The organism is Arthrobacter globiformis, assembly GCF_003261175.1.
GTDB lineage: Bacteria > Actinomycetota > Actinomycetes > Actinomycetales > Micrococcaceae > Arthrobacter > Arthrobacter globiformis_A.
On the sequence record NZ_QLNP01000095.1, the window covers coordinates 61,241 to 77,052 of the forward strand.

Annotated in this window: 15 protein-coding genes and 1 tRNA gene; 11 read left to right on the forward strand and 5 right to left on the reverse strand. The window is 66.1% G+C overall.

The window, feature by feature from the left end:
• Nucleotides 1-145: 145 nt before the first annotated feature.
• Complete coding sequence (locus DBZ45_RS15670) at nt 146-559, reverse strand: hypothetical protein (protein ID WP_111904802.1); 414 nt, start codon at nt 557-559, stop codon at nt 146-148.
• Between the two features lie 542 nt (nt 560-1,101).
• Nucleotides 1,102-1,184: transfer RNA gene (locus DBZ45_RS15675), tRNA-Leu, on the reverse strand.
• Nucleotides 1,185-1,376: 192 nt separating this feature from the next.
• On the opposite strand from DBZ45_RS15675, the gene DBZ45_RS15680 reads away from it, so the two are divergent.
• Nucleotides 1,377-2,681, forward strand: a complete 1,305-nt coding sequence (locus DBZ45_RS15680; protein WP_111904803.1) for a M20/M25/M40 family metallo-hydrolase — start codon at nt 1,377-1,379, stop codon at nt 2,679-2,681.
• 8 nt (nt 2,682-2,689) lie between these two features.
• Nucleotides 2,690-3,874, forward strand: a complete 1,185-nt coding sequence (locus DBZ45_RS15685; protein WP_111904804.1) for an acyl-CoA dehydrogenase family protein — start codon at nt 2,690-2,692, stop codon at nt 3,872-3,874.
• Between the two features lie 102 nt (nt 3,875-3,976).
• Here DBZ45_RS15685 and DBZ45_RS15690 read toward each other — a convergent pair whose 3' ends face one another.
• Nucleotides 3,977-4,210 carry a DUF5703 family protein gene (locus tag DBZ45_RS15690; protein WP_111904805.1) on the reverse strand — a complete coding sequence of 78 codons (234 nt, stop codon included), beginning with the start codon at nt 4,208-4,210 and terminating at the stop codon, nt 3,977-3,979.
• Nucleotides 4,211-4,249: 39 nt separating this feature from the next.
• Here DBZ45_RS15690 and DBZ45_RS15695 point away from each other — a divergent pair, with 39 nt between their 5' ends.
• Nucleotides 4,250-4,528, forward strand: a complete 279-nt coding sequence (locus DBZ45_RS15695; RefSeq protein ID WP_111904806.1) for a hypothetical protein — start codon at nt 4,250-4,252, stop codon at nt 4,526-4,528.
• Nucleotides 4,529-4,555: 27 nt separating this feature from the next.
• On the opposite strand, the gene DBZ45_RS15700 is transcribed toward DBZ45_RS15695, so the two are convergent.
• Entirely contained in the window at nt 4,556-5,494 is a 939-nt protein-coding gene (locus tag DBZ45_RS15700; protein WP_111904807.1) for an aldo/keto reductase, read from the reverse strand.
• A 50-nt stretch (nt 5,495-5,544) separates the two neighbouring features.
• Here DBZ45_RS15700 and DBZ45_RS15705 point away from each other — a divergent pair, with 50 nt between their 5' ends.
• Together DBZ45_RS15705 and mshC are read left to right on the forward strand one after the other, a co-directional pair.
• Nucleotides 5,545-6,378: an undecaprenyl-diphosphate phosphatase gene (locus DBZ45_RS15705; protein WP_111904808.1), complete on the forward strand. Its 834-nt coding sequence runs from the start codon at nt 5,545-5,547 to the stop codon at nt 6,376-6,378.
• Between the two features lie 15 nt (nt 6,379-6,393).
• Nucleotides 6,394-7,677, forward strand: a complete 1,284-nt coding sequence (gene mshC / locus DBZ45_RS15710; protein ID WP_111904809.1) for a cysteine--1-D-myo-inosityl 2-amino-2-deoxy-alpha-D-glucopyranoside ligase — start codon at nt 6,394-6,396, stop codon at nt 7,675-7,677.
• Nucleotides 7,678-7,771: 94 nt separating this feature from the next.
• Here mshC and DBZ45_RS15715 read toward each other — a convergent pair whose 3' ends face one another.
• Entirely contained in the window at nt 7,772-8,677 is a 906-nt protein-coding gene (locus tag DBZ45_RS15715) for a PAC2 family protein (RefSeq protein WP_111904810.1), read from the reverse strand.
• Between the two features lie 199 nt (nt 8,678-8,876).
• On the opposite strand from DBZ45_RS15715, the gene DBZ45_RS15720 reads away from it, so the two are divergent.
• The 6 genes from DBZ45_RS15720 to DBZ45_RS15745 all read left to right on the forward strand — a co-directional run bounded on the left by DBZ45_RS15720 (nt 8,877) and on the right by DBZ45_RS15745 (nt 15,786).
• Entirely contained in the window at nt 8,877-9,605 is a 729-nt protein-coding gene (locus DBZ45_RS15720; protein WP_111904811.1) for an HAD family hydrolase, read from the forward strand.
• 12 nt (nt 9,606-9,617) lie between these two features.
• Nucleotides 9,618-10,805, forward strand: coding sequence for a site-2 protease family protein (locus DBZ45_RS15725; RefSeq protein WP_440130527.1), 1,188 nt, complete (start codon nt 9,618-9,620; stop codon nt 10,803-10,805).
• A 130-nt stretch (nt 10,806-10,935) separates the two neighbouring features.
• A complete protein-coding gene (locus DBZ45_RS15730; RefSeq protein WP_111904812.1) occupies nt 10,936-12,003 on the forward strand; it encodes a tRNA (adenine-N1)-methyltransferase in 1,068 nt (355 codons plus the stop codon).
• 82 nt (nt 12,004-12,085) lie between these two features.
• Nucleotides 12,086-13,831 carry a proteasome ATPase gene (gene arc, locus DBZ45_RS15735; RefSeq protein ID WP_111904813.1) on the forward strand — a complete coding sequence of 582 codons (1,746 nt, stop codon included), beginning with the start codon at nt 12,086-12,088 and terminating at the stop codon, nt 13,829-13,831.
• Between the two features lie 50 nt (nt 13,832-13,881).
• Nucleotides 13,882-15,501, forward strand: coding sequence for a depupylase/deamidase Dop (dop, locus tag DBZ45_RS15740; RefSeq protein ID WP_111904851.1), 1,620 nt, complete (start codon nt 13,882-13,884; stop codon nt 15,499-15,501).
• A gap of 84 nt (nt 15,502-15,585) precedes the next feature.
• Nucleotides 15,586-15,786, forward strand: a complete 201-nt coding sequence (locus DBZ45_RS15745) for a ubiquitin-like protein Pup (RefSeq protein WP_076802936.1) — start codon at nt 15,586-15,588, stop codon at nt 15,784-15,786.
• Nucleotides 15,787-15,812 lie beyond the last annotated feature (26 nt).

The window sequence follows — 15,812 nt, forward strand, 5'->3', positions numbered from 1 at the left end:
AGGGCCCTGCCGTTGCCGGTCCGCCTCGGTGCCGGATGATTTCGAGGACCGGACGGCATCAGTGGAACGGGGGCGAGTGGCTGTCCTTGCCCAAGTTGTGGACCTCAGGGCAATAGCTTCCCCGCGTGTGTCACGGCGGGCACAGTCAAGACGCCATGGCGTTCTGGACCGTCCCTGCCCGGCGGCTGGGGTGCGTGAGATGCGCGACGTCCGCGAGGGCTTTCTGCAGGTGCGGAAGCTGGCGTTCGATGTCCCTAGCGACGTCTGTTGCGACGGCCCAGTCAGCCAAGGCCAACTCGAGTTCGCTGCAGAGCTGGTTCATTCTTAGCGCCCCGACGAGCCACGATTTCGTCTTCAGGCTCCGTGCGGCATCCAGCACCAGATCCCTATCCAGCGCGGCAACTGTGCCGACGATCCGCTCAACGAAGCGGGGGAGGAGAGTCACGTAATCAGCGCTGAAGGACTCGGCCGCCTCCGGGGATGCCTCGTCTGCGAGTTTCCGGAGATGCTGTGCATCCAGCGTCCGTGCTCTCTCACCCAGCCGTTTCCCTCTGCGCATTGCCCGACTCCCTCCACGCCCCACTGGGGCCACCGCGGCCCGAAACCGCCGGCCGGCCGTGCTATGTCGGCTGCCGTCGGCTCGATGGCCTGCTTCCTTGCACCAGAATGGGTCGTCGCCATCAAGGATGGCGCAGCGAACGCGCGGTATGGGATCAAGAAACTGCGAATCCCGGTGATGGGTACCTATGGAGCCGGGGCCACGGCGCTCTGCTGACTTGCTGTAGCGCCACGGGATGATCTTCGCGCCCGGGCGTGGTGCGCCGATGGCATGGTTGTGCCTGCTCGGCAGGTAGCCACTTACTTCGTCCCGGTGGATGATCCAGGTTGTGTCGATGGCGAGGCAGGCGCTAAGTTCCACCCGGACGTACTAGGTAACGGAACCACTTTTTTCTTGCTTCGGCAGTGCCACAAACGGCCACTTTGTGGCGATCGCTTTGCAGATGTCGCATTTCGACACTCGGGCGGATGTGTTTGGATCCGGGAGGTTTGGGGAAACAAAAAAACCCCGGGAATCCATTGGATTCCCGGGGTTTCCCTTTGTGCGCGGAGGGGGACTTGAACCCCCACCCCCTTTCGAGGACTAGCACCTCAAGCTAGCGCGTCTGCCATTCCGCCACCCGCGCAGGTGGTATTTCGGAGGACTCTCCCGCCTTTCAGCGGTTCGCATCTCTCCGAAGCAGCGAGAAAAACTCTAACACGAACTTTCCGGAAAGATGGAATCGAGTCGACTGGGTAGGCTGAACCTGGGCGTTCGGGCCGCCAAAAGCCGCGCCAACCCGCATAAATCCGCGTTTTCCCGCTACAAGGAGTGATCAATGACACAGATCCGGCCAGAGGATGAAGTCGTCACCATCTGCCAGGAGCTCATCCGCATCGATTCATCCAACTACGGGGACGGCTCAGGTCCCGGCGAACGTGCCGCGGCCGAATACACCGCCGGCCTGATCAGTGAAGTGGGGCTCGACGCCGAGATCTTCGAGTCGGAGCCTGGCCGGGCCAGCGTTGTCACCCGCATGGCAGGGGAGGACCCCTCCGCAAGCGCCCTCGTGGTCCACGGCCACCTGGACGTGGTGCCCGCCCTCCGTGAGCAGTGGTCTGTGGACCCGTTTGGCGCCGAACTCAAGGACGGTCTGATCTGGGGCCGCGGCGCGGTGGACATGAAGGACATGGACGCCATGATCCTGTCCGTCCTGCGAGACTTTGCCCGCACTGGCCGCAAGCCGAAGCGGGACATCATCTTCGCGTTCTTCGCGGATGAGGAAGCCGGCGGCGTTCACGGTTCCCAGTTCGCGGTGAAGCACCGGCCCGAACTGTTCGAGGGGGCCACGGAGGCCATCTCCGAAGTGGGCGGATTCTCCGCCACCATCGGCGGCCAGCGCACGTACCTCCTCCAGACGGCGGAGAAGGGCATCTCGTGGCTGCGCCTCGTGGCCCATGGCCGCGCCGGCCACGGGTCCCAGATCAGCACGGACAACGCCATTACACGGCTCGCCGCCGCCGTGACCCGCATCGGCGAGCACGATTGGCCCATCGAGCTGACGGCCACCACACGCCAGTTCCTCGACGGCGTGACCGAACTGACCGGCGTCGAGTTTGATCCCGACAACCCCGACAGGCTGCTGAAGGAACTGGGCACTGTGGCACGCTTCGTGGGCGCCACGCTGCAGAACACCTCCAACCCCACACTCCTGCGGGGCGGCTACAAGCACAACGTCATTCCCGAATCGGCCGAGGCGCTGGTTGACTGCCGGACACTGCCGGGCCAGCAGGAGCACGTTTTGGAGATCGTCCGGGAACTGGCGGGCAGCGGCGTGGACGTCAGCTACGTCCACCAGGATGTCTCCCTGGAAGTCCCGTTCTCCGGCAACCTCGTAGACTCGATGATCGACGCCCTTCACTCGGAGGACCCCGGCGCGAAGGTCCTGCCCTACACGCTGTCCGGCGGCACCGACAACAAGGCGCTCAGCAAGCTCGGCATCACAGGCTATGGGTTCGCGCCCCTTCAGCTGCCGGACGACCTCGACTTCACCGGCATGTTCCACGGCGTTGACGAGCGCGTCCCGGCCGATTCCTTGAAGTTCGGGGCAAGCGTCCTGAACACGCTGCTCACCAACTACTGAGGACGCGAGTGGACCCCCAAACACCCCCGAACCCGGACCCGGAACGGCTGCTGCCTGACGACCTGCTCGAGCGGATCCGTGGGAGAGCGGCGGGATACGACGAGCGGAACAGCTTCTTCACCGAGGACCTCGAGGAACTGGCCGCAGCCGGCTACCTGAAGCTCTTCGTTCCGGAGGCCGACGGCGGGGCAGGCCTTGGCCTGGAGGCTGCGGTCCGCTGCCAGCGCCGGCTGGCGACGGCGGCCCCGGCCACCGCCCTGGCAGTCAACATGCACCTGGTCTGGACGGGGGTGGCGCGCATCCTGGCCGAACGCGGCGACTCTTCCCTGGACTTCGTGCTGCAGGAGGCTGCGGCGGGGGAAGTCTTCGCCTTCGGCAACTCCGAGGCCGGTAACGACTCCGTTCTTTTCGATTCGCTGACGGAGGCCAAGCCCCTGCCGGACGGCAGCTACTCGTTCACGGGCACCAAGATCTTCACGAGCCTTTCACCGGCTTGGACGCGCCTGGGCATCTTCGGCAAGGACCCGGCCGCGCGGGAGGGCGAAGGTGAACTCGTGCACGGCTTCATCCGGCGGGACACGGCCGACTACCGGATACGGGAGGACTGGAACACGCTGGGCATGCGCGCCAGCCAGTCCAACAGCACCATTCTGGACGGCGCTGTTGTCCCGCCCAGCCGCATCTTCCGTAAGCTGCCGGTGGGACCCAACGCGGATCCACTGATTTTCGCCATCTTCGCGTGCTTTGAAACGCTGCTTGCCGGCGTCTACGCGGGCATCGGAGAACGGGCCCTGGTGCTGGCCGTGGACGCCGCGAAGCGCAGGACATCATTCAAGAATGGGGGCCGGAGCCTGGCCCAGGACCCCGATATCCGCTGGAAGGTGGCCGAGGCCGCCCTCGCCATGGATGCCCTGTACCCCCAGCTATCGGTGGTGGCCGGCGATGTGGACCGGCTGGCGGATTACGGCAGCCAGTGGTTTCCGAAGCTAGTGGGCGTCAAGATCCGGGCGACGGAAACGGCGCGGACGGTGGTGGACCTTGCTATCCGGGTCTCCGGGGGATCCAGCTACTTCAGGGGGTCGGAACTGGAACGCCTGTACCGTGACGTCCTGGCCGGCATGTTCCACCCCTCGGACGACGAGTCGGCGCACAACACGGTTGCCAATGCCTGGCTGGGTCCGCTCGAAGAATAACCGCAGCGTTTACGGGCAGAGGAACTCCAGCGGACAACCGGAGCAGGCACCATGAAGTGGGCGCGCGCCATCTGAGGCGCGCGCCCACCCGGCCGGAGCGGCCTAGGCGGTGCGCTGCACCTGGGTGACCCGGCGGCGAAGCCAGAAGCGCCTGCCGCCGCCCACGTAGAGCCTGCTGCGCTCGAGTTCCCACTTGCCGTACTCCGAGTGTTCCACGAGCCGGCGCCGGGCTTCGGGCAGGGAATCCTCAGGACCGACGGTCAATACGAGGTACTCGTATTGCCGGGCATAGTCCCGTTCCCGCAGGACCGAGCTGGTAAGAAAATGTTCCTTCATTGCTCTCCATTTTCGTCCTTTTCCCGCTAACGTGAAGGCATGAGCATCGATCCGCGTGTCGCGCTTCAGTCCCTGACTGCCGCCTTGGAAGAACACCTTGCAGCCGCCTCAGCCCGCCGCGGGGATGGTGACCCTTCGGTGGAGGCGGCATTCTTTGCAGTTGCCGATGCCTTCGAAGTCTACGAGGACGCCCTCTACGAGGCCTACAACGAAGTGACGCCGCTCCAGGTGTTCGATGACGAGGAAGACGAAGAAGAAGACAGCGAAGTGGACGACGAGGATCTGGAAATCGTCGAGGAGAGACCCGGCTCGGTTTAGATCCGGGCCTATCCGGACCCGGCCCGGCTAAGCCAGGCTGCTGGAGACATCCTCCAGGGCACGTGCTATTTCCGCCGGCAGCGGCGTGAGCTGGGCATCGAGGATTTCCTTGAGCTGGACCGGCGTGCGCGCGCCAACGATCGCGGTCGCCACCCCGTGCCGGGACAGCAGCCAGCTCAGCGCCACATCCAAGGACGAGCGCCCCAGGCCGCGGGCGGCCATGGCAACAGCTTCGACCACCTGCGACGCGGGCTGCTCAAGGTAAGGCTCCACGTAAGTGGCCAGCCGTGTACCCGCTGCCCTGGAATCGGAAGGCACATGTCCGCGATACTTGCCAGTGAGCACGCCGCGGCCCAGCGGCCCCCACGCCATCAGTCCCAGGCCAGCATCCTCGACGGCGGGAACAAGTTCCGCCTCGGGCCTGCGGCGCAGCAGTGAATACTCGGACTGGTTGGCGACGAGCGGGAACCCCGCGACGGCGGCCGCCTTAGCGGTCTGCCAGCCGTTGTAGTTGGCGATTCCCGCATAGCGTGCCCGTCCGCTTCGGACGGCGAAGTCAAGGGCGGACAACGTCTCCTCGAGCGGGACGTTGGGGTCCCAGGCCTGTGCGAGCCACAGGTCGACGTAGTCGGTCCCAAGGCGCGCCAGGCTGGCTTCCAGCCCGGACAGCATCGCGTTGCGGGATGCGTCCACCCGCTGCCGCCCGTCCGACGGCGACACCCCGGCTTTGGTGGAGATGACCACTTCCGTGCGGGAGACGACGTCGCCGAGCATCGACCCAAGCATGGCTTCGGCCTGGCCGTCGGCGTAGGAGGCCGCGGTATCCACCAGGGTTCCGCCGGCGTCCACGAACGTGCGCAGCAGCTCCGAGGCATCCTGCTCATCCGTTTCACGGGACCACGACATTGTGCCCAAGGAGAGCGATGACGCGCGGAGCCCACTGTTGCCTATGTAACGCTGCTGCATAGCAGTTAGCTTACGGGGAAACCACCCGCATCATGACGTAGGGTCTTAGCGTGAACTGGATTGAAGCGGCCCTGCTGGGTCTTGTGCAGGGACTGACCGAATTCCTACCTATTTCGTCGAGCGCCCACCTCCGGATCGTAGGCTCGTTCCTGCCGAACGCGGCTGACCCCGGCGCGGCCTTTACCGCCATCACGCAGCTCGGCACGGAGACCGCCGTGATCGTCTACTTCTGGCGGGACATCGTCCGGATCGTGAAAGCCTGGTTCGGCTCCCTGTCCGGACGGGTCTCCCGCCAGGACCCCGACGCCCGGATGGGCTGGCTGGTGATCCTGGGCAGCCTGCCCATCATCGTCCTGGGCCTGCTGTTCCAGGACCAGATCGAATCCGTCCTGCGCAGCCTCTGGATCGTTGCCACCATGCTCATCGTTTTCGGCCTCATCCTGGCCGTGGCCGACGCCATCGGCAAGCAGGACCGCGACCTCTCCGGGCTCACCTACAAGCACGGCATCCTCTACGGCTTCGCCCAGGCCATGGCCCTGATTCCCGGGGTTTCCCGCTCTGGCGGCACCATCACCGCAGGTCTCCTCATGGGGTACACCCGTGAAGCGGCCGCCCGGTACTCCTTCCTCCTCGCCATCCCGGCCGTCTTCGGCAGCGGCCTCTACCAGCTGTTCAAGGTGGTCGCCAAGGACGGAGCGAGCGGCCCGTTCGGACTGGGGGAGACGGCCCTGGCAACAGTGATCGCCTTCGTCGTCGGCTACGTCATCATCGGGTGGTTCCTGAAGTTCATCTCAACGCGCAGCTACCGGCTGTTTGTCTGGTACCGCATCTTCCTTGGCCTCGCCCTGTACCTCCTGCTCGGTTTCAATGTCATCAGCGCCTAGCACTAGGCTTGGTCTGTGAAGTCCTGGATCTCCCGCCCCGTGCCTGTCCTGCCGGGGGAAATGCCCGCGCTCCGACTGTTCGACACAACCGCACAGCGCGCCGTAACCCTGAATGCCGATGGCGAAAAATCGATGTATGTCTGCGGGATCACCCCGTATGACGCCACCCATATGGGACACGCCGCCAGCTACGTCGCGTTCGACCTGCTGAACCGTGCCTGGCGCGACGCCGGCCAGCAGGTTGCGTACGTCCAGAACGTCACCGACGTCGACGACCCGCTGCTGGAACGTGCCGAGGCCACCGGCGTTGACTGGCGCGAGCTGGCGGAGAGCCAAATCGAGCTTTTCCGCACTGATATGGAAGCCCTCAACGTCATCGCGCCCGATCACTACGTGGGCGCCGTCGAAGCCATGCCGCTGATCGTCCCCGCAATTGAACGGCTCCTGCGCCAGGGTCTGGCCTACCGGGTTAACGGCACCCCGGGTGAGCCCGACGGCGATGTCTACTACGACGTCGAGGCAGCCAGCAAGCATGCCGTCGGCGTGGACGCCTGGACCCTCGGAGCCGTCTCCGGACTTCCGGAAGCCGAAATGCTTGAACTTTTTGCCGAGCGCGGCGGCGACCCCGGCAGGGCCGGCAAGCGCCAGGCCCTCGACCCGCTGCTGTGGCGCGTGGCCCGCGACGGCGAACCCAGCTGGCCCGGCGGCGAGCTGGGGGAGGGCCGGCCCGGCTGGCACATCGAATGCACCGTCATCGCCCAGAAGTACCTGCCCGCCCCCTTCACCGTGCAGGGCGGCGGCTCAGACCTGGTTTTCCCGCACCACGAGATGGGGGCCGGGCACGCGTACTCGCTCTCCGGTGTCCCGCTGGCCGAGCACTTCGCCCACGCCGGCATGGTGGGACTGGACGGCGAAAAGATGTCCAAGTCCAAGGGCAACCTGGTCCTGGTCTCCAAGCTGCGCGGTGCGGGTGAAGAACCGGCGGCCATCCGGCTTGCCATCCTGGCGCACCACTACCGGTCCGACTGGTCCTGGACGGCGGAAGGCTTCGACGAGGCCAAGGCACGCCTGGAACGGTGGCGTTCAGCCCTGGCGGCGGCGCCGGCCGGGACCGCCACGGAACTGATCGCGCAAATGCGCGAGGCCCTGGCCAACGACCTCGACGCGCCCGCGGCCCTGGCCGCCGTCGACCGATGGTCAGAGCGCGCACTTAACAGCGCCAGCGACAACGACGCGTCCGAAGCAGACCAGGCCCTGGTGCGCGACGCCGTCAACGCCCTTCTCGGCGTCGAACTCTAAACGCCCGTTTCGACGGTTCCCTGCGCGTACGACGTTCCGCAACGTCTAACGGGCAGGGAACCGTCGAAACGGCGGAGCCCAAGTGTCCGAGCCCCTAGGGCTTGTCCTTGCCCCGCCGCTTCAGGTAGCGCTCAAACTCCCGCGCAATGGATTCGCCGCTGGCCTCGGGCAGGTCGGCGGTGTCCTTCGCTTCCTCCAACTGCCGCACGTAGGCGGCAATTTCGGGATCCTCGGTGGCCAGCTCGTTGACGCCGCGCTCCCACGCCTCGGCCTCCTCAGCCAGCTCGTGCGTGTCCAGAGGAACCTGGAGCAGTTCCTCGATGCGGTGCAGGAGCGCCAGCTGCGCCTTGGGTGACGGGGCCTGTGCAACGTAATGCGGCACCGCCGCCCAGAGGGAGACGGTGGGAATGCCGGCCAGCAGGGATACCTCGGACAGCACGCCGACGATTCCGACGGGGCCCTCATACTGCGAGGCTTCGAGGTTCAGCCGTTCCCGCAGCACACTGTCGTCCGTGGATGTGCTGACCGGGATGGGACGGCTGTGCGGCACGTCCGCCAGCAGCGCACCGACCAGGACCACGTAATCCACATGCAGCGCCTCGGCGTGCACAAGCAGTTCCGCTGTGTATGCGCGCCACTTATAGGACGGTTCGGTGCCCTGGATGAAAATCACGTCCACGTTGGTACCGGGGGCGCTGGCCTTGTAGATCCGCGTGGACGGCCACTTGATCTTGCGTTCTCCGGAGGCAGTGCGGCGGACCGTGGGCCTGGTGAACTGGAAGTCGTAGTACTCGTCGGCGTCTATGGAGGCGACCTTCTTTCCGCCCCAAAGCTTGTTGAGGTAACGGAGCGCATCACTGGCGGCTTCCCCCGCGTCATTCCAGCCCTCGAACGCAGCCAGCATCACCGTAATACGCTGGCCCTCCGGAACAGGCTGCAGCAACTGCTCCGCCTCAGGCGCTGTGCCCGGTTCGTTGGTGTCTCCGTCGAAGCTATTCATCCCTTCACCCTACGTCCACAAGCGTTGCTGTTGCATAGAACGAACCGCCGCAGATCCGGACTAACCCTCGTCCCTGCCGGTCGTCCCTGCTGATCATCCATGCTCATCATCCCTGCGGGCGAAGCGCTGATATTCGCCGACGGCGTACGGCCGGGGCACGCGGCAGGGCGCCGCCGGGCGGCCCGGTACAGTGGAAAGCATGGAATCCGCCGCCACTCAGCCCTTGCTCAAAGCCGTTTTATGGGACATGGACGGCACCATCGTTGACACCGAACCCTACTGGATCGAAGCCGAACACAACCTTGTCGAGTCGTACGGGGGGACATGGTCGCACGAACAGGCCATGCAGCTCGTAGGGCAATCCCTGGTCCACTCGGCCGGCATCCTCCAGCGGGCCGGCGTGCGCCTGGAGATCCGCGAGATCATCGACACCCTTACCGGCCAGGTCATCAGCCGAGTCCGCGAGAACGTGCCGTGGCGCCCGGGGGCCCGGGAACTGCTGGATGAACTTTTCACCGCCGGCGTGCGTTGTGCCCTTGTGACCATGTCAGAGGCACCGCTGGCCCGCGAGATCGTGGCGAGCCTTCCCCGGAACTACTTCGAGTTCCTTGTTACCGGCGACACCGTAACGCAGGGCAAACCGCACCCCGAGGCATACCTCAAGGCTGTGGACCTGCTGAAGCAGCAGGATCCTGAGCTCACCGTCGACCACTGCGTGGCGCTGGAGGACTCGGAACCGGGTGCTGCCGCGGCCGTGGCATCAGGCGCAGTGACCGTGGCCATTCCGCACCTCATGCCGCTGCCGGACGATGCACGCAGAACCACCTGGGATACCCTCGCGGACCGCACCGTGGCCGAACTCGAGGAGCTGGTCAGGCTCCGTCTCGGCTCGCGCGAACCTGCGGCAACCTTCGAGAACGTGAATTAAGGAGCCCGGAACGTGTCTGATCCCGCGGGATCCGGTCAGCAGAACCCGAACCAGCAGCCGCCCACCAACGTGCAGACCAAAAACAACCGCCGCGAGGGTATTCCGCTCGGCAGGATCGCCGGCATACCCATCGTGCTGGCCTACTCGTGGTTCATCATCGCCGCGTTCACGGTGATTGCGTACGGGCCGGTCCTGCAGCATGGGACCCCTTCTTTGGGCATCGGGGCGTACTACGTGGCATTCGCCTACGCGGTCCTGCTTCTGCTGTCAGTGCTTGTCCATGAGCTCGCGCATGCGCTGACGGCCAAGATCTACGGCTGGCCCAGCGAGAAAATCGTGCTCAACCTCTGGGGCGGCCACACCCAGTTTGAAAGCTTCACGGCCACACCCGGACGGTCCGTGCTGGTGGCCATGGCCGGGCCCGCCGCCAACTTCGTGCTGGCCGGGGCGGCCTGGCTGGTGATCTCCTCGGGCGGCCTGTCCGGCGTAGCGGACACGCTCCTGAACATCTTCTTCTGGGCGAACCTCGTGATCGGCATCTTCAACGTGCTGCCAGGGCTGCCGCTGGACGGCGGCCGCCTGGTGGAATCCGCTGTATGGAAGGCCACCGGCAGCCACGCCAAAGGCACCGTCGCTGCCGGCTGGGGCGGACGCGTCATCGCCATCGCCCTGGGCTCGTGGTTCATCGTCCGGCCGCTGCTCAGCGGAGACGTACCGGACACCAGCATGCTGCTCATCACTGTTCTGGTCGGCGGCTTCCTCTGGATGGGCGCATCAGCGTCAATCCAGCAGGGCCGCCTGCGCAGCCGGCTCCACCTGGTGAGCGCCGCCGCATTGGCCGAACCCGCCGTCGGCCTTTCCGACGCCGGGAGCGTCGGCGACGTCCTCCGGGCATCAGCAGGCGGGCGGACCGCCGTCGTGCTCTGCGGTCCCGACGGCAGGCCAAGCGGCGTGGTAGACCCCGCAGCCCTGGCCGCGGTACCCGCCGCCGTGGCCGGCACCACCCCCGCCGGAGCGGTGGCCTACCCGCTCGGTGCCGGCGCGTATGTGCCGGAATGGTCCAAAGGCCAGGAGCTGCTCCAGTACCTGGCACAGCTCGAGGGACACGACTACGCGGTGGTTGACCACAACGGCCGGGTCACCGGCCTGCTGCGGCAGTCCACCGTGGTGACCGCCATAACAGGCAAGGCCCCCCGCTAAAACACGCGCCGGCAGGGCCAGAACCGGTAGAGTTACGTGCCGGTCGTGAAATCGGCAGCGGGTGCACGGCGCCCTGCCGGACCGCCACGGTGCACGCCAACACAGCTTTCACAGGAGCGAGGACACAGTCATGAGCAGCGAATCTGCCGCCAACGGAACCAGCACGGGCCTTTCCTCCGGCACTGCAGCCGGCACGGCGGACCAGCCGGCCGGCGCTGCCCGGCGGCGCGGCCCCTTCCGGGAAGGCGAACGGGTCCAGCTGACGGATGAGCGCGGCCGCATGAATACCATCAGCCTCGAGGCCGGCGGAGCCTTCCACACGCACCGCGGCTTCCTCAACCACGATGACATCATCGGCAAGGTTGACGGCTCGGTGGTGGTCAACAACGTCGGCCAGCAGTACCAGACGCTCCGCCCGCTGCTGTCCGATTTCGTCCTCTCCATGCCCCGCGGCGCCGCCGTTGTCTACCCCAAAGACGCCGCACAGATCGTCACCATGGCAGACATCTTCCCTGGTGCCCGCGTGGTGGAAGCAGGCGTGGGCTCAGGCGCGCTCTCCATCTCGCTGCTGCGCGCGGTGGGGGACCAGGGCTACCTGCACTCCTTTGAACGCCGCGAGGAATTCGCAGCCATTGCCCGCGGCAACGTGGAAACGATCTTCGGCGGCCCGCACCCGGCCTGGCAGATCTCCCTGGGCGACTTCCAGGATGAAGTGGTCCGCACCGAAGAACCGGGGTCCATCGACCGCGTGGTCCTGGACATGCTGGCACCGTGGGAATGCCTGGACGCTGTGGCCACCGTCCTGGCTCCCGGCGGCGTCTGGATCAACTACGTCGCCACTGTCACCCAGCTCTCCCGCACGGCGGAAGCCATCCGCGCTGACGGCCGGTTCACCGAACCGGACGCCTGGGAATCCATGGTCCGCGGCTGGCATCTCGAAGGGCTCGCTGTGCGCCCCGACCACCGCATGGTCGCCCACACAGGGTTCCTGCTGGTCACCCGGCGGCTCGCCGACGGCGTCACCGGCATCTCCGTAAAGCGGCGTCCGTCCAAGACCGACTTCAACGAAGAGGACGTCAATGCCTGGACACCGGGCGCCGTGGGGGAACGCCTGGTCTCGGACAAAAAGCTCCGCCGGGCGGCTCGGGACGCGATCGCGGGCACAAACGTGAAGGACGACCCGGAGATCACAAACTAGTCCGTATTTCGGATGTCGTCGGCTCTACCAGCCAACTTGGGGCTATCGTCTTAAGAAGAGCGCAGGAAGGGGCTGATGCATCATGGAGACGCCAAACAAGGACTCCGTGCCTACGCCGGCTGAACAGGCTGGCGCCAACGAACTGTCTGTCGCGGACCGGCAGGTCAATATCCTCAGGGACAAACTGAGGCATATCGACCGCCAGCTGGCAGCTGCCACCCAGAACAACACCAAGCTCGTGGCAATGCTGGAAACAGCCAAGGCCGAAATACTCCGGCTGAAGAACGCCCTGGACCAGGAGGGGCAGCCGCCGTACAGCTTCGGCACCGTCCTCCAGCTGAACCCGCGCCGGCTGGCTGCCGGCAGCGGCCAGGCGGCCACCGAGGAATCGGTGGACATCTTCAACGCCGGGCGCAAAATGCGGGTTGGCATCAGCCCCCTGGTCAACATCAACCAGCTGGCCGTGGGCCAGGAGGTCCTCCTCAACGAGGCGCTCCTGGTGGTGGCCGGCCTCGGCTACGAGCGCGCGGGCGAACTCGTCACGCTCAAGGAACTGCTCGGCCCGGACCGCGCCCTGGTGCTGGGCCGTGCAGACGAAGAGCGTGTTATCAGGCTCGCCGGTCCGCTCCTGGACGAAAAGCTGCGGGTGGGGGATGCCCTTTCCATCGATTCGCGCACCGGGTACGCCCTCGAGAAGGTCCCGCGGTCCGAAGTTGAGAACCTCGTCCTGGAGGAAGTCCCGGACATCACCTACGAGGACATCGGCGGACTCGGCCCGCAGATCGAACAGATCCGGGACGCCATCGAGCTGCCGTTCCTGCATCCGGACCTCTACCGCGAGCACGGCCTCAAAGCCCCCAAGGGGATCCTGCTCTATGGCCCTCCGGGCTGCGGCAAGACCCTCATCGCCAAGGCGGTGGCCAACTCCCTCGCCGCGCGCGCTGCGGAACGCTCGGGCAATATCGACCTGAAGAGCTACTTCCTCAATATCAAGGGACCCGAACTCCTCGACAAGTACGTCGGCGAGACCGAACGCCACATCCGGCTGATTTTCTCCCGGGCCCGCGAAAAGGCCTCGGACGGCAGCCCCGTTGTGGTCTTCTTCGACGAGATGGATTCGCTCTTCCGCACCCGCGGCACCGGCATCTCCTCCGACGTCGAAACCACGATTGTGCCGCAGCTGCTGAGCGAGATCGACGGCGTGGAGCGGCTGGACAACGTGATTGTCATCGGCGCCTCCAACCGTGAGGACATGATCGACCCCGCCATCCTGCGCCCCGGCCGGCTGGACGTTAAGGTCAAGATCCAGCGTCCCGACGCCGAGGCCGCGGCGGACATCTTCAGGAAATACATCACCCCGGACCTGCCGTTCCACGAGGATGACCTGGTGGAGCACGACGGCGATGTCCAGGAGACTGTCGACGCCATGGTCCAGCGCACCGTGGAATCGATGTACTCGACGGAGAAGTCCAACGAGTTCCTGGAAGTCACCTACGCCAACGGCGACACCGAGATGCTGTACTTCAAGGACTTCAACTCCGGGGCCGTGGTCCAGAACGTCGTGGACCGCGCCAAGAAGTACGCCATCAAGGACCTCCTGACCACGCAGCAGAAGGGCCTGCGCATCGACCACCTGCTGCGCGCCGTCGTCGATGAGTTCCGCGAGCACGAGGACATGCCCAACACCACCAACCCGGATGACTGGGCACGCATCTCCGGCAAGAAGGGTGAGCGCATCACGTACATCCGCACCATCGTCCAGGGCAAGGCCGGCCAGGAGCCCGGCAAATCCATCGAGACCATGCCCAGCACGGGCCAGTACCTGTGACGGCCGGCTCCGAGCCGGTGCTGGGAGGTGGCCTGCCGGCTGGCGGCGCCATGCGGGTCATGGGCTCGGAAACCGAATACGGGATTCACGCGCCGGCCGCTCCGGGCGCCAATGCCACCATGATGTCCGCCCGGGTGGTCCAGGCTTACGCCCAGGTCACCCGGCTCCGGGCCGCGGGCGGCGCCGAGACCCGCTGGGACTACACGGACGAGGAGCCGCTGCACGACGCCCGCGGCTGGACGCTCGAGCGCGGACAGGCCCACCCGAGCCAGCTGACGGACCAGCCGCCTGTGCTGGACGCAGAGGCGGTCGCGCTTGCCTACGGCCGCGAGGAGCTTGAGCTGGACGGCGAGGACGAATCGGGCTCGCTGCTGATGAACATGGTGCTCGGCAACGGGGCACGGCTCTACGTGGACCACGCACACCCGGAGTACTCCAGCCCGGAGGTCACCAACCCCGCGGCCGCAGTGGCCTGGGACGCGGCCGGCGACCTCGTGGGCCTGGCCGCGGTCCGCAGGCTGGCCAGCGACACGGAACTGCCCGCCGTCAACCTCTATAAGAACAACACCGACAACAAGTCCGTGTCCTACGGGTCGCACGAAAACTACCTGATGCCGCGGTCCGTCCCGTTCGGCGACATTGTCCGCGGGCTGACCCCGTTTTTCGTGTCGCGGCAGATCATCTGCGGCTCGGGGCGGGTGGGCATGGGCCAGGACGGCTCCCGGTCCGGTTACCAGATCAGCCAGCGGGCGGACTTCTTCGAGGCGGAGGTAGGGCTCGAAACCACTATCCGGCGTCCCATCATCAATACCCGCGACGAGCCGCATGCAACGGCGGACAAGTACCGGCGGCTGCACGTCATCATCGGCGACGCCAACCTGAGCCAGGTGTCCAACTACCTGAAGTTCGGCACTACCGCCATGGTACTGAGCCTGATCGAGGCGGGCCTCGCGCCACGCATCGAGGTGCATGAGCCGGTGGCCGCGCTTCAGGCCATCAGCCACGACACCACCCTGACCGCCACGGTCAGGCTGCAGGACGGCCGCCGGGTGACGGCCCTTGACCTGCAGTGGATGTACCACGAGGCCGCCGCCAAGCTGGCGCAGGACACGGGAGTCTCGGACGCCGTCGACGGCGACGGCCACACGCACGCCGTGCTGGAGCGGTGGGCCGCCACCCTGACGCAGCTGGACAGCGACCGCTCTGCCGCCGCCACGTCGGTGGAGTGGCTGGCCAAGCTGTCCATCCTGGAGGGCTACCGCCAGCGCGACGGCCTCCAGTGGGATGACGCCCGGCTAGGCCTGGTCGACCTGCAGTGGTCTGACCTCCGGCCCGAAAAAGGGCTCTACTACCGCCTGCTCTCCCGGAACCGGATGCAGCGGATCGTGGACGACGCCGGCATTGCCGCCGCAGTGACGGAACCGCCGTCGGACACCCGGGCATACTTCCGGGGACGCTGCGTCAGCAGCTTCAGTAAGGACGTGGTGGGGGCCAGTTGGGACTCGGTGATCTTCGACGTCCCGGGTTACGGAAGGCTGCAGCGTGTGCCCACCCGGGAGCCGCTGCGCGGCACAAAGGCGCTCACGGGAGGGCTGTTTGCCAGGCACCGGGAGGCGGGTCCGTTCCTTGCGGAACTCCTTGGATCGGCACCGGCTCCGCCACCGGCATAATGCACCCCGCAACGGCCCTTTGCGTGGCACTATGGGCATACAGGATGTCCCTCGGGAGTGGGGGACTGGATGAAGGAGAAGGACATGGCAGGCCAGGAGCAGCAGCAGCCACAGCCACGCGACACCGAGGTCGAGGAAGAGGTCCCCGTACCACCGGCGCCCGCAGAAGGACAGGCATCTGCCTCGACGCAGGGCGTTGACGATCTCCTTGACGAGATCGACGGAGTCCTGGAGTCCAACGCGGAGGAATTCGTCCGGGCATTCGTGCAAAAGGGCGGCCAGTAGACCGGCAGCCACGCCGACCGCACGGG